We start from the raw sequence: 12,247 nt of genomic DNA, 5'->3' as shown, positions 1-12,247 counted from the left end.
TATGTAACTAGATAAATGCCACAAATTGTTCATAGATGGCTATGAATTTAAGTACTTAACATTCAATTATTTTTCGATAAATGATAATCTATTATTATGTAAAATTATAGTTGCGTTACTAATAAAGGAGATTTATAAACCTATGAAGAAGAATATATTAATAGGTCTCTTTTTATCATTATTACTAACATTAAGTGCTTGTGCACCTGAAGATGATAATGATACAACAGACCATCATAGTAATGGCGTTAATGCACCAAAACACGCTAAAAATTTAACAGAAAGTGATATTTTCACTTCAAATAAAGAGAACCAAAAACTTAGCGAAGATGAAATGAATAAAGCCATTAAAAAATATTTAGATGTTAATAGCGATATTTTAGATAATAAATACGTGATGCAAAGTCAAATTGACCGACAAAGCACAGGACAAACAAGAGTCACTGATAAACAAGCTAAAAAGCTGAGCAAATTATCAAACTTAGCTGTTAAAAATGATTTACATTTCAAAAAATTCGTTAAAAACAATACCTTACCTTCTGGGTATAAGGAAAACACGGAGCGTATTATTAATTATTTCCACGCCTTAAATAGCACAATCGCAGATGTAGATAAGAGCATTGAGCAGCTTAATTATGAACCACAAAATACAATTAACGTTGTCGATGTGCCTACACATTATGCAGGTGATGTAAATGGTAAACAACAAGATAAAATTCAAAAATTCCTAGACGATAAAAATATTAAATCTGACGTTTTAGATAAATAAAATGTTGTGACTGACATACTTTTCTAGGCACATAAAAATCCAAACCGTTAAAATATACGGTTTGGATTTTTGCGTGTTAATTAATTGTTATTATACATTTTATACTTCTAAAAAGTATGGTTTACAATTTTCAACATTGTAATCTAATGCTTCTTCTTCACCAATTACATTGAAATATGCAAATATACAACGAATAACTACTTGATGTGCTACGATTACAATTATTTCATCGTCACTCATATTCATTTGTTCAAAGAATTGATGAACTCTATTATATACATCTCTATAACTTTCACCCATAGGTGCTTTTTGAGTGAAACTATGACGAAAATCTTTATATTCAGGATCGTTAAAGTAACGATGATATTGTGCATCTTGCATTAACTTATCTTTATACTCTCCTTCAAATACTCCTAAAGAACGTTCTCGAAGCAATGAAGTGATAGTAGAAGGTATGTCATATGGAAAGATATAATGATAGGTTTCCTGTGTTCGAGTTAAATCAGATATATAAACATGATCAATATGTTTGTCTTTAAAGTAGCTTTCCAAATTTTTTGCGCCTTCAATACCTTTCTTGGTTAATGGCACATCTAATTGGCCACAGAAATAAGCTCGATTATGTTTATTATCATAATTTGATTGTGATTCTCCATGTCTCACTAAATATAATTTCATATACTACAATCCTTTACTGAAATTTAACTACTCTTGCTTAATAATAAATTAATTGATAATCCTATTAAAATAAAACCTACAGTATAATCAAATATAGCTTTTACTTTAGGCTGACTGAATAATAATTTAATATATTGAAATACAAATACACAGAATAAAAACCAAATTAAGATAATCATAATGACTGCTAAAGATAAAATGGCTACTTGTGATTTCACTTCAATTCCGCCAGTTGACAAAAATTGCGGTAAAACACTCACATAATAAAGTAACGCTTTAGGGTTCAAAATTGTGCTTAGAAAGCCTTGTCGATATGAGGTAAAACAACTCACATCATTGACTTTAATACCACCCGTATTAAAGTTCATCGACTGACGAGCTGAACGAATACTTTGTACGCCTAGATAAATCAGATAACAGACACCTAGAATTTTTATAATCAAAAATACGTAATATAAACTTGTAAGAATATATATAATTCCCAATACAGCTAACGATGAATAAATGATATGAGCAGAGGTAATACCTAAAGCTGCCATAGAACCATTTAGTTTGCCCGAATGGATTGTGTTTTTCATGACAATCAAAAAGTCTGGACCAGGCACAATGATAATAAGTAGCGTAATAGTAATAAACGTTATTATTCCATCCATATATACACCCTCTTCAATAAAATATTATAAACATTATGCCATAACTTATATAGATATGTAAGTCTACGCGTAGTCTAAATGTTAATAAGCAACACAATCATTTTAAGTTTAATAAATAACTTAAATATAACTTTTTACAAATATTAGTACTAAACGGAATTTTTTTATATTTTAAGCACTTTTTATTGTCATTATGGTAGGTAACATGGTAGTATTAGGGTGTAGTTAAATAATAACTACAAAGTCTTTTATATTCATGAACATAATACTCCTGGGTGACGCCTTAACCCGACGTCACCCTCTTTTTATGCCCAATTTTAGCTACTTTTAAAATATATCCCCTCAAAAAGATAAGTGAAATGATAATCATTAACATTTAAGTAAAATTACTGTCATCATGCATTTTTACATGCTACATTATAACTAAGTAATCACACTTATTGGAGGGGAATCAATAATGGAATTACTAGGTTATAAAATGGTAAACGACGAACTCATGGCAACTGTTAAATCGGATCACGGACATATATTTAGGTATTCATTTAATATTGAAACGCCTGAGTATGAAATTCTGGAAGTATTAGAAGAAGTTAATAAGCACGTTGATAATGGTAGACATCCACTAGGATGTGAGATTATAAAGAACTATGATTTTGAAGATATTCATAACCATCAGGCTTTAATTATTTAAAATTTCATTAAACTAAAAAAGAGAGCTACTATTAAAGTAGCTCTCTTAATATTGCTATTATTTTCTAAGTGCTTTTAAAATTAAAGAAACAACGAAAATAACAATAATTGCACCGATTAGTGCTGGAATGATTGGTACGCCACCCCATACAGGTCCCCAAGTACCTAACAATTTACTACCTACAGCTGAACCGATTAAACCAGCGATGATGTTACCGATGATACCACCTGGGATATCTTTACCCATGATCATACCGGCAACCCAGCCGATTAATCCTCCGACTATTAACATAACAATAAAGCCCATATTCAGAACTCTCCTTACATCTTCTATTTTTATATACTTCTTATATATACCACGCATCAATATGAATAAACATTAGCATATAATTTTATTATATTTTTATTTAAACTTATATCAAATCTCATTATAAAAATTATGGATAATTTATATATTCGTTTTCCACTACTACAAATTCGATTTTCATTCTGAAATTCTGTAAAATTTTAATGCATTTTTACAAAAGATCTTCTCTTGTGTCTCTTCATCAAAATGCTTTTGAATTAACTCAATATCTCGTTCACTAAAAGGACGCTTTGCTCGCGGGGAAGGTAAATCTGTACCAAACATAATGGCATCAGGATTAATGTCAATCAGTTCCTTAATGACTGCAATAGGCTCAACTTCTATACGTCCAAATCCTGTTGCTTTAACATAAACACCTTGTTTGACTAATGCTTTTAAATCTTCAAAACCCTCTACGGTTAAGCCAAGATGATCGATTGATACTTTAGGTAACGAACTTATAATTTCTTTATAGTCTTTTAATTGTTTGGATTCAATATATATTTCAGAATGCCAGCCAACTAAATCATAGACTCTTTGTGCAAACGTCTTAATAAGCGCTATATCTTCAGACCCACCACGTTTAACATTAAATCGAATACCTCTAACTCCTTCATCATGTAATCGAAGAATTTCATCATCAGATGTAGATGCAGGTAGCTGCGTTATCCCAACAAATTGACCCTGAAGTTGATTTAAAGCTGATATTAAATAATCTTGGTCAAATCCTTGAAATGACCCTGATACAATTGCGCCACCAACAACATTTAATTGCTGAGTATGATTTAAATAGTCATTAACCTTAAATGATGGAGGCATATAGCCGTTATTTTCCTTCACCGGAAAATTATAATCAATGATATGAAAATGCGAATCAAATAGTTTCATTATAAATTTCCCCTACATTTATATTTCTTGAAATAAAGATAACATAATTAATATTTATCAGCTAAAAGACTTGATAATTATTGTGAACAAGACTAGTATAGTTAAATAACTTAGGTTGTATATAAAAGATTCAAATTATTTACTTATAATTAATGAATTGGAAAGTAAGTAAAAACAATTTAAATTCAAACTTGTTTTTTAGGAGGTTATGTTTCATGAGTTCACATACACTTTTTAATTTAAGAACTAAACGAAATCTTGAAATTAACGAATTAACAGAATTAATTAATAAAAAATATGGTACACATTATGAACCACATCAATTATGGGAATGGGAAAATCATCAACATGAACCTAAGTTTAAAGATGCAATGATTCTCGCAGACTTCTTTGACACACCTTATCAAATGTTAGTCGAAAGTAAATACAAAGAATATCAACAGCAAATTGACGATATCGATATTCGTTTATAATTTCTATTAAATGCCTGTCATACTATATATTTAGTGTATGACAGGCTTTTTTATCATAATTTTCTTTTTAAATAAAATTAATTGCGATATAATGACTTGAATTTAAATTAATGTCACAAAATAATTTTTATAGCTATTGTATGTAAATTTTAATTTATGTATGATTGTAATTAGTGTTAACCAACTACAAGGAGGATATTTTAATGGCATTTAATGAAGAGCCACCAAATAATACCAATTCATCCCAAGAACAATCACAAGAAAACAATATACATAATCAAGATAAAAATGAAAATGTGAGTAATAATGAAAGTACTCAAAACGATGATTCCAATAGTTCTAATAAAGGGAAATATTGGCTTATTGGATGCGGCGCCGGTTGTGGCTGTCTAGTTATTTTAATTATATTAGTACTAGCAGCTTGTGTGATTTTTATGAAAGTCTCAGACTCAATTTCATCAAGTGATAGTGAAAATGCAACACATGAATCCAAACAAGAAGGTAACTCTCGTAAAGCTGGCGGGAATGATAAAGAAGAAGCTTTGCAACGTGCTGAAACTTATGCTAAATCGATGTACATGTCTAAAAAAGGTATCTATAACCAATTGACTTCTAGTAGTGGTGATAAATTTAATTCTAGTACAGCTAAATATGCCGTTAATCATTTAAAAGATGTAGATTATAAGGAAAATGCGTTAAAAACTGCAGAAGAAAGTAGTGATAACTTACATTTTTCGAAAAAAGAACTAACTGATTATCTTAAAAATGATGAAAATTCAGGTCAATTTACTAGTGAACAAGTAGATTATGCGATGAAGCATGCAAAAATTGACTATAAAGAAAATGCGTTAGAAACAGCAAAACATATCAGTGACCAATCTTATTCTTCAAAATCGCAACTTGAAGACGAACTTACGTCTAAAGATGGGCGTCAATTTACGAAAGATGAAGCAGATTACGCAATGAAACATTTGAAGACGGATTTTAAAAAGAATGCATTAAAAAATGCCCAACGATATATGCAAGACTCTATCGAATCAAAAAGTGAACTTTATAATAAGTTAGTAGAATACGACGATTTCACAGAAGATGAAGCAAAATATGCTGCCGATAATGTAAAAGTAGACTACAAAGAGAATGCACTAGAAAGAGCCAAATCTTTATCTAAGAATGGCGATACTTCTAAATCAGATATTAAGGATATGTTGTCTTCTAAAGATGGTTTCAAATTCACTGAAGAAGAAGCACAATATGCCGTTGATCATTTAAAATAATGATTTAATGACCATAAAATATTAGTATTTATAATATTAAATCCCCTTCAAGCTAAATTATCAATTTAGTATTGGTGGGGATTTTTTTGTGTAGTACTACTAAGTGCTTTATGTAAAATTATTATTATATCCCTTTTCTATCCTTTCCCTAAAATTCAAAGCACAAAAAAATAACCCCATAAGCCTTAAGCCTACGGGGTTTAACCAATACCTATATATTAGTTTTCGTCTTTAACATATGGTAATAAAGCCATATGACGAGCACGTTTGATAGCTGTAGTCAACATACGTTGATATTTAGCTGAAGTACCAGTTACACGACGTGGTAAAATTTTACCGCGTTCTGAGATAAAACGTTTTAATAATTCAGTGTCTTTATAGTCAATGTGTGTAATACCATTTGCTGTGAAATAGCATACTTTTTTACGACGACGTCCGCCTCTTCTTGGTCCACCTGCCATGGTTAATTACCTCCTTTGGAATATTTTTTTATACGTTCATTTTGTTATTAGAATGGTAAGTCATCATCACTAATATCAATCGGTCCGTTTGCGTTTGCAAATGGATTATCAGATTGTTTATTGTTTGATGAATTATTGTTATTGTAAGACGTATTTTGTCCTGATTGTTGACCACCAAATCCTTGACCGTAGTCTTGGAAATCATTGTTATTACTTTGATTACGTTGGCCACCTTGAGCATTTTTAGGTTCAAGGAATTGAACACTATCTGCTACAACTTCAGTAACAAAGATACGACGACCTTCTTGATTTTCATAACTGCGTGATTGTATGCGACCATCAACGCCAGCTAGACTACCTTTGAATAAATAATTATTCACATTCTCTGCTTGTCTTCTAAATACAACAACATTGATGAAGTCAGCTTCGCGTTCCCCTTGAGCATTCGTGAAAGTACGATTAACTGCTAGAGTAAATGTCGCTACACTTACGCCTGAGGGAGTGGTTCTGTATTCTGGATCTTTAGTTAAACGACCTACTAATACAACTCTGTTTATCATTAAAACGCCCCCATTAATTTATTACTTATCTTGGTCTTCACGGATAACGATATAACGGATGATATCGTCACTGATTTTAGCTAAACGTTGGAATTCGTCTGTAGCTCTGTTGTTATCAGTTTTAATACGTACGATGTTATAGAAACCTTCTTTGAAATCTTCAATTTCATAAGCAAGACGGCGTTTACCCCAGTCTTTTTCTTCTAAAACTTCTGATCCTTCTGAAGCTAAGATACCGTTGAAGCGTTCAACAACTGCTTTTTTAGCATCTTCTTCAATGTTTGGACGTACGACATACATAATTTCATATGTTCTCATTTTATACTTGCACCTCCTTGTGGTCTATGCGGCCTATCGAATACTAACGATAAGCAAGGAATAATTTTCATTACTCACAATCAAGGATTATAGCACAGAGTATTACTTTTTACAATATATTTTATTCAGCATCTGTCCCGCTAATTTACATTGTTCATAACCTTATTTTTCTACATATGTATCGTGTCAATTATAAAGTTGAGAATCATTAGTTTTTGTACTAACATCACAACTGCATTTTGCATATTAATATTATTTTAAAAAAATAAAATATCTAAAGGAGAGCTCAAATGTTCAAGAAAACAACATCATCTATTGCATGTTTAACTATTATGGCAACTTCTATAGGTGCGTTAAATGCAAACGCTTCTGAACAAACTGAAGGTAGCCAAAAAGGAACGATGGGGTATGGATATCAAAAATATCTAAAAAATCATCCCAATGAACAAAACAACGCTACTAGTAACCGTTCAACCTTTTCAACAAAATCTAAAGCAATCACAACACAAAATGGTGATCGTGTGTTAGATATTTCAGAATGGCAAGGAAACTTAACGAATGCACAAGTTAAACAACTAAAGCAAGATTATGATTTCATCATTATCAGAGGTCAATATGGTTCAGAATATGTTGATCAATGTTTGGAGAATAATTCAGCTTTATTAGATAAAAATAATATGAAATTCGGCGTCTATTCATATAGCCTGTATGAAAATGCTGATGATGCTCGAAATGAAGCTCAAACGCTTTATAGTCGTGCACCTAAAGCTTCATTCTATGTAAATGATTTTGAACAAAATTCAATCAGTTCTGGTGATGCTGACACTGCTACAAAAGCTTGGGCTGATGAAATGAAACAACTTGCAGGGAATAAAAAAGTATTATTTTATTCTTATGAGAACTTTATGACCAACAACGTTCCGAATGCTGTAAGTGCCTATGATGGTTATTGGTTAGCAGCTTATCAAACGCAAGAACCTAATAGAGAGAAAGTTTTATGGCAATACACAGATAGTTACTATGCCCCTGAGCTAAACCAAAACGTTGATGCGAATTACTTAGATGCGAATGTTACTGCTGATTGGTTTACTAGTTAAAAAATTTATACATAGCACTTTATTTTTACGAACACTTGTTCTATAATATAGTCGAGGTGTAAAACATGCAATTAGATTTAGATTGGAATAAAGATTTTCAAGAATTTCAAGAAGTCTTAAATTGCGGTATCAATCCAGAATGGTTATATTGTGCGAAAGCCAATATGATTCTAGAACCTGCTTACACTGGAGAAGGTAAACAGTTTTTTAGTACCAAAGATATTATTGAAGCAAGTAAAGTTATACCGTTCTTTTAAGATATAATGAAATAAACAATATAAAAAAGCAATGTAAGTCTCCTGTCACTCAAGCCAAGCGAAACTTACATTGCTTTTTATTTTTATCAAATATTTAATTTTTACTATGCATATCGCTATAAATAATTAGATGTGATTATTAAACGTTAAATCTAAAGTGTACGATATCGCCATCTTGCATAATGTATTCTTTACCTTCTAAACGTTGTTTACCCGCTTCTTTAGCACCTTGTTCGCCACCATGCTCAACATAGTCATCATAACTTGTCACTTCGGCACGGATAAATCCACGTTCAAAGTCAGTGTGAATAATACCTGCACATTGTGGTGCTGTCATACCTTGTCTGAATGTCCAAGCACGCACTTCTTGTACACCTGCAGTAAAGTATGTTGATAAACCCAATAAATCATATGTTGTTCTGATAAGTACGTCTAGTCCTGGTTCCTCAATGCCTAAATCTTCTAAGAACATTTCTCTATCTTCGTCATCTAATGTAGCGATTTCTTCTTCGATTTTTGCACTAATAACGATAACTTCAGAATCTTCTTTCGTTGCATATTCTCGAATTGCTTTTACTTTATCGTTATCTTCATCACCAATCTCGTCTTCTCCAACATTGGCAATATATAACATTTTCTTAGACGTTAATAATTGTGCTTGGTTAACATATCTTTGATCTTCTTCATTGAAGTCTAAGCTACGTACAGGATCACCATTTTCAAGTGCTTCTTTGATTCTAGACAGAATTCTCATTTCCATTTCAGCAGTTTTATCTTTTTGACGCGCCATTTTTTCAATTCGAGGCAAACGTTTTTCAACAGATTCTAAGTCTGCTAATACTAATTCCATATTAATAACTTCAATATCATCTAAAGGATTTACACGTCCTGATACGTGCGTTACATTTTCATCATCAAATGCACGTACAACTTGGCAAATTGCATCTACTTCACGAATATGTGAAAGGAATTTGTTTCCTAAACCTTCACCTTTAGAAGCACCTTTTACAATACCTGCAATATCAGTAAACTCAAAAGTTGTAGGAATAGTTTTTTTAGGTTCAACCATTTCTGTTAATTTATTTAAACGTGAATCTGGCACCTCTACGATACCTACGTTTGGATCAATTGTTGCGAATGGATAGTTAGCGGCTAACGCTCCCGCTTTAGTTATTGCATTAAATAAGGTAGATTTACCTACGTTCGGTAATCCTACGATTCCTGCTGTTAAAGCCATTAATCATTCTCCTAACCTTCAGTATCTTGATTTGATACTAATATTTTCTTTAATTTTTTATTGAACGTTTGACGTGGAATCATAATACTTCGTTGGCAATTCTCACATTTGATGCGAATATCAGCACCCATACGAATAATTTTAAATCGATTAGTTCCACATGCATGTTGCTTTTTCATCTCTACTATATCATTTATTCCATAATTTGACGTCATGAAATTACCCCTCAATAATAATTAAGATTTTCCTTGTTGATTATTATTTTTAATATAAATTGGTTGTGGTAATTTAATACCTTCTTGAACAAATACTCTTTGAATTTCTTTACGTAATATTCTTGAGCCGGATGCACCTTCACCTGGAATGGTTTCAGCAGATATTCTAAACGTTACTTTAGTTTCATCCAACGAATCAATACCTTCTACGACTGGATCAGTGATAAATAAGTAATATTTGCTGCGCATTGCAGTAAATAGTTTATTTAGACGCTTTTCTACCTTGTCTAAGTTTTCTTCTACAGATACCGGAATTTCTACTATAGAGAAACCATTGGTAATAGAGAAATTAGTAATTTCTCCCATACTACCATTTGGTAAAATCGTTAATTCACCAGTGATTGTGTTAATTCGCGTTGATCTTAAGCCAATAGATTTTACTGTTCCTTCTGCTACTGTTGTACCACCGCTATTGATTTTAACATAGTCCCCAACATCAAATTGATTTTCAAATATAATAAAGAAACCAGTTATGATATCTTTAACAATCGTTTGAGCACCGAAACCAACCGCTAAACCGACGACACCGGCACTAGCGATGATACCTTCAACACTAATTCCAAATTTACTTAAGATAGTAGTAATCACAATGAACCAAACAATGTAGCTCACTACGTTTTGCACAAGAGAAATAAGCGTTCGAGAACGTTTCTTATTGCCTTTGCTACTGCGATTTTGAATTTTAAATGCTTGTTCAATTACTTTGTTTAATATTGCTATGACGATAAGTGCAACAATAATATATATGATAATTAATGCTATTTTAATAGCTAAATTTTCATATGTTTCTATTTTAGTTAAAGGTTCAAATAATGAAGACAATACATTTTTGACCTGATTCATGTAATAGTAACCTCCCTATTCAACTTTTTTATAATTAAATTATTATAATCATTTATTGCGCAATATGTATCCGTCTTAAGCTTTATTTTATTACTTATTTCCTTAGCAAAGCCTAAGATGTAACACATCTTAACTCACTCTTTCATAGAATATCACTCTATCAATACGATTGATTACGTATCATACTTCGTCATTGAGTTTTTGAATGAGTCGTTTAAATTCTTTTTCTGTTTTGAATTCAAATGTAATTTTACCTATATTCTTGCTAGTTGAAATGTCTACTTTAGACCCAAACTTTTCTTTAAGTCGACGTTCTTGCTTTTGAATAAATTTAGGTTTTATTTGCGTTGTTGCTTTGCTTTTTTTAGACTGCCCACCGTCTTGTAATTCATTTACAACCTGTTCAAGATATCTAACACTCCAATTTTCACGTATGGCTTGTTGGCTTATCTTTTTCATCATAGTTACATCTTTAATGGCTAACAACGTCCGTCCATGTGCACTAGATAACGCACCTTCTTTGACTTGATTCGAAATGTCTTTGGGTAAATTTAGCAATCTTAGCATATTTGCGATATATGGTCGTGATTTGCCTAGTCGTCCCGCTACTTTTTGTTGTGTTAATCCTAAATCATTCATGAGGCGCTGGTAACTTTCAGCTTCTTCAATGGCATTGAGATCTTCTCTTTGTAAATTCTCGATAATTGCTAATTCCATCATGTCAGAATCGGACAATTCTTTAATAATGGCAGGTATCTCGCTTAACCCTGCTAATTGAGATGCTCTAAATCGTCTTTCGCCAACTACTATATAGTAGCCCTGTACAGTCTGACGCAATACAATGGGCTGTAATACACCATGAGTTTGTATTGACGTTGCTAAATCACTCAATCTATCATCGTCAAATGTTTTACGAGGTTGATATGGATTAGCTTTAATTTTAGAAAGATCAATTTTTTGAATTTGTTCATTTTGACTTATCGCCAATCGCTCATCTTGCTTATGACTCACTATTTTCACCTCTCTAAGCCATTATTGATATCGTATTTGAAGCATTATCTAAGAACTAGTCTTTTACAATCACAACAAACTTACTTTTACACTATAAATTCAATGGCGCGCATTTTTTAGTACTTATTTATTTTAAAAAATATGGAATAGGTTTAACAAGTAGATTAGACAAATGTAATGAAAAAATTAAATTTTTTTATATACAATTATCGCTATGCTATCAATACTTAAAGCGTTTTCTGAATTACCTTTATAATTTTAATTTTCAGAAAAGTTGTTGACAAATGTAATTTAGGTCTGTAAGCTATGAATTAACTTAAAAAAACACAAATTACACACTGTAATAAGGAAAGTAGAACTTACACTGCTAATACAGAGAGTCTCCAAAGCTGAGAAGAGACATTGAAAGAAAGTTTG

The 12,247-nt window shown here is 31.6% G+C and carries 17 protein-coding genes; 6 read left to right on the top strand and 11 right to left on the bottom strand.

Annotated features, from left to right (window positions below):
- Positions 1–142: 142 nt before the first annotated feature.
- On the top strand, positions 143–769 hold the full coding sequence (locus BB045_RS04065; RefSeq protein WP_016931187.1) for an NDxxF motif lipoprotein: 627 nt from the start codon (positions 143–145) through the stop codon (positions 767–769).
- 99 nt (positions 770–868) lie between these two features.
- On the opposite strand, the gene BB045_RS04060 is transcribed toward BB045_RS04065, so the two are convergent.
- Together BB045_RS04060 and BB045_RS04055 are read right to left on the bottom strand one after the other, a co-directional pair.
- Positions 869–1,447, bottom strand: a complete 579-nt coding sequence (locus BB045_RS04060; protein WP_070840008.1) for a histidine phosphatase family protein — start codon at positions 1,445–1,447, stop codon at positions 869–871.
- Between the two features lie 23 nt (positions 1,448–1,470).
- Positions 1,471–2,100, bottom strand: coding sequence for a LysE family translocator (locus BB045_RS04055; RefSeq protein ID WP_075140502.1), 630 nt, complete (start codon positions 2,098–2,100; stop codon positions 1,471–1,473).
- A gap of 457 nt (positions 2,101–2,557) precedes the next feature.
- Between BB045_RS04055 and BB045_RS04050 the strand changes: the two genes are divergently transcribed.
- Entirely contained in the window at positions 2,558–2,791 is a 234-nt protein-coding gene (locus BB045_RS04050) for a hypothetical protein (RefSeq protein ID WP_075140501.1), read from the top strand.
- A 57-nt stretch (positions 2,792–2,848) separates the two neighbouring features.
- Here the strand turns inward: BB045_RS04050 and BB045_RS04045 are convergent, their stop codons facing one another.
- Positions 2,849–3,097, bottom strand: a complete 249-nt coding sequence (locus BB045_RS04045; protein ID WP_011276862.1) for a GlsB/YeaQ/YmgE family stress response membrane protein — start codon at positions 3,095–3,097, stop codon at positions 2,849–2,851.
- Between the two features lie 177 nt (positions 3,098–3,274).
- On the bottom strand, positions 3,275–4,024 hold the full coding sequence (locus tag BB045_RS04040) for an amidohydrolase family protein (RefSeq protein WP_075140500.1): 750 nt from the start codon (positions 4,022–4,024) through the stop codon (positions 3,275–3,277).
- Positions 4,025–4,239: 215 nt separating this feature from the next.
- Between BB045_RS04040 and BB045_RS04035 the strand changes: the two genes are divergently transcribed.
- Both BB045_RS04035 and BB045_RS04030 read left to right on the top strand, forming a co-directional pair.
- The gene (locus BB045_RS04035) at positions 4,240–4,497 is read left to right on the top strand and encodes a hypothetical protein (RefSeq protein ID WP_011276864.1); all 258 of its coding nucleotides are present in this window, start codon (positions 4,240–4,242) and stop codon (positions 4,495–4,497) included.
- A 203-nt stretch (positions 4,498–4,700) separates the two neighbouring features.
- Entirely contained in the window at positions 4,701–5,771 is a 1,071-nt protein-coding gene (locus tag BB045_RS04030; RefSeq protein ID WP_053019361.1) for an Ltp family lipoprotein, read from the top strand.
- 218 nt (positions 5,772–5,989) lie between these two features.
- Here BB045_RS04030 and rpsR read toward each other — a convergent pair whose 3' ends face one another.
- The 3 genes from rpsR to rpsF are packed head-to-tail and all read right to left on the bottom strand — an operon-like array spanning position 5,990 to position 7,110.
- Positions 5,990–6,232 carry a 30S ribosomal protein S18 gene (gene rpsR, locus BB045_RS04025; protein WP_002447994.1) on the bottom strand — a complete coding sequence of 81 codons (243 nt, stop codon included), beginning with the start codon at positions 6,230–6,232 and terminating at the stop codon, positions 5,990–5,992.
- A 47-nt stretch (positions 6,233–6,279) separates the two neighbouring features.
- On the bottom strand, positions 6,280–6,792 hold the full coding sequence (gene ssb, locus BB045_RS04020; RefSeq protein WP_011276866.1) for a single-stranded DNA-binding protein: 513 nt from the start codon (positions 6,790–6,792) through the stop codon (positions 6,280–6,282).
- 21 nt (positions 6,793–6,813) lie between these two features.
- A complete protein-coding gene (gene rpsF, locus BB045_RS04015) occupies positions 6,814–7,110 on the bottom strand; it encodes a 30S ribosomal protein S6 (protein WP_011276867.1) in 297 nt (98 codons plus the stop codon).
- Between the two features lie 290 nt (positions 7,111–7,400).
- Between rpsF and BB045_RS04010 the strand changes: the two genes are divergently transcribed.
- Together BB045_RS04010 and BB045_RS04005 are read left to right on the top strand one after the other, a co-directional pair.
- Positions 7,401–8,207, top strand: a complete 807-nt coding sequence (locus tag BB045_RS04010) for a glycoside hydrolase family 25 protein (RefSeq protein WP_075140499.1) — start codon at positions 7,401–7,403, stop codon at positions 8,205–8,207.
- A gap of 65 nt (positions 8,208–8,272) precedes the next feature.
- On the top strand, positions 8,273–8,464 hold the full coding sequence (locus BB045_RS04005; protein ID WP_011276869.1) for a hypothetical protein: 192 nt from the start codon (positions 8,273–8,275) through the stop codon (positions 8,462–8,464).
- Between the two features lie 139 nt (positions 8,465–8,603).
- On the opposite strand, the gene ychF is transcribed toward BB045_RS04005, so the two are convergent.
- The 4 genes from ychF to BB045_RS03985 all read right to left on the bottom strand — a co-directional run bounded on the left by ychF (position 8,604) and on the right by BB045_RS03985 (position 11,830).
- The gene (ychF, locus tag BB045_RS04000) at positions 8,604–9,701 is read right to left on the bottom strand and encodes a redox-regulated ATPase YchF (RefSeq protein ID WP_053019363.1); all 1,098 of its coding nucleotides are present in this window, start codon (positions 9,699–9,701) and stop codon (positions 8,604–8,606) included.
- A gap of 11 nt (positions 9,702–9,712) precedes the next feature.
- Complete coding sequence (locus BB045_RS03995; protein WP_011276871.1) at positions 9,713–9,916, bottom strand: DUF951 domain-containing protein; 204 nt, start codon at positions 9,914–9,916, stop codon at positions 9,713–9,715.
- 21 nt (positions 9,917–9,937) lie between these two features.
- The gene (locus tag BB045_RS03990; RefSeq protein WP_011276872.1) at positions 9,938–10,819 is read right to left on the bottom strand and encodes a mechanosensitive ion channel family protein; all 882 of its coding nucleotides are present in this window, start codon (positions 10,817–10,819) and stop codon (positions 9,938–9,940) included.
- A 180-nt stretch (positions 10,820–10,999) separates the two neighbouring features.
- The gene (locus BB045_RS03985) at positions 11,000–11,830 is read right to left on the bottom strand and encodes a ParB/RepB/Spo0J family partition protein (protein WP_075140498.1); all 831 of its coding nucleotides are present in this window, start codon (positions 11,828–11,830) and stop codon (positions 11,000–11,002) included.
- Positions 11,831–12,247 lie beyond the last annotated feature (417 nt).

This window comes from Staphylococcus sp. MB377 (assembly GCF_001922505.1).
In the GTDB taxonomy this organism is placed as follows: domain Bacteria; phylum Bacillota; class Bacilli; order Staphylococcales; family Staphylococcaceae; genus Staphylococcus; species Staphylococcus haemolyticus.
Note: the sequence above shows the minus strand (reverse complement) of the source record. Positions and strands in the feature narration are given on the sequence as shown.

What these genes read in the sequence shown, in the direction of transcription:
- BB045_RS04060 (WP_070840008.1), bottom strand. Translation starts at nt 1,447, where the DNA reads ATGAAATTATATTTAGTGAGACATGGAGAATCACAATCAAATTATGAT.
- BB045_RS04010 (WP_075140499.1), top strand. Translation starts at nt 7,401, where the DNA reads ATGTTCAAGAAAACAACATCATCTATTGCATGTTTAACTATTATGGCA.
- BB045_RS03995 (WP_011276871.1), bottom strand. Translation starts at nt 9,916, where the DNA reads ATGACGTCAAATTATGGAATAAATGATATAGTAGAGATGAAAAAGCAA.
- ssb (WP_011276866.1), bottom strand. Translation starts at nt 6,792, where the DNA reads ATGATAAACAGAGTTGTATTAGTAGGTCGTTTAACTAAAGATCCAGAA.
- BB045_RS04055 (WP_075140502.1), bottom strand. Translation starts at nt 2,100, where the DNA reads ATGGATGGAATAATAACGTTTATTACTATTACGCTACTTATTATCATT.
- BB045_RS04045 (WP_011276862.1), bottom strand. Translation starts at nt 3,097, where the DNA reads ATGGGCTTTATTGTTATGTTAATAGTCGGAGGATTAATCGGCTGGGTT.
- BB045_RS04030 (WP_053019361.1), top strand. Translation starts at nt 4,701, where the DNA reads ATGGCATTTAATGAAGAGCCACCAAATAATACCAATTCATCCCAAGAA.
- ychF (WP_053019363.1), bottom strand. Translation starts at nt 9,701, where the DNA reads ATGGCTTTAACAGCAGGAATCGTAGGATTACCGAACGTAGGTAAATCT.
- BB045_RS03990 (WP_011276872.1), bottom strand. Translation starts at nt 10,819, where the DNA reads ATGAATCAGGTCAAAAATGTATTGTCTTCATTATTTGAACCTTTAACT.
- BB045_RS04040 (WP_075140500.1), bottom strand. Translation starts at nt 4,024, where the DNA reads ATGAAACTATTTGATTCGCATTTTCATATCATTGATTATAATTTTCCG.
- BB045_RS04050 (WP_075140501.1), top strand. Translation starts at nt 2,558, where the DNA reads ATGGAATTACTAGGTTATAAAATGGTAAACGACGAACTCATGGCAACT.
- BB045_RS04005 (WP_011276869.1), top strand. Translation starts at nt 8,273, where the DNA reads ATGCAATTAGATTTAGATTGGAATAAAGATTTTCAAGAATTTCAAGAA.
- rpsF (WP_011276867.1), bottom strand. Translation starts at nt 7,110, where the DNA reads ATGAGAACATATGAAATTATGTATGTCGTACGTCCAAACATTGAAGAA.
- BB045_RS04035 (WP_011276864.1), top strand. Translation starts at nt 4,240, where the DNA reads ATGAGTTCACATACACTTTTTAATTTAAGAACTAAACGAAATCTTGAA.
- BB045_RS04065 (WP_016931187.1), top strand. Translation starts at nt 143, where the DNA reads ATGAAGAAGAATATATTAATAGGTCTCTTTTTATCATTATTACTAACA.
- rpsR (WP_002447994.1), bottom strand. Translation starts at nt 6,232, where the DNA reads ATGGCAGGTGGACCAAGAAGAGGCGGACGTCGTCGTAAAAAAGTATGC.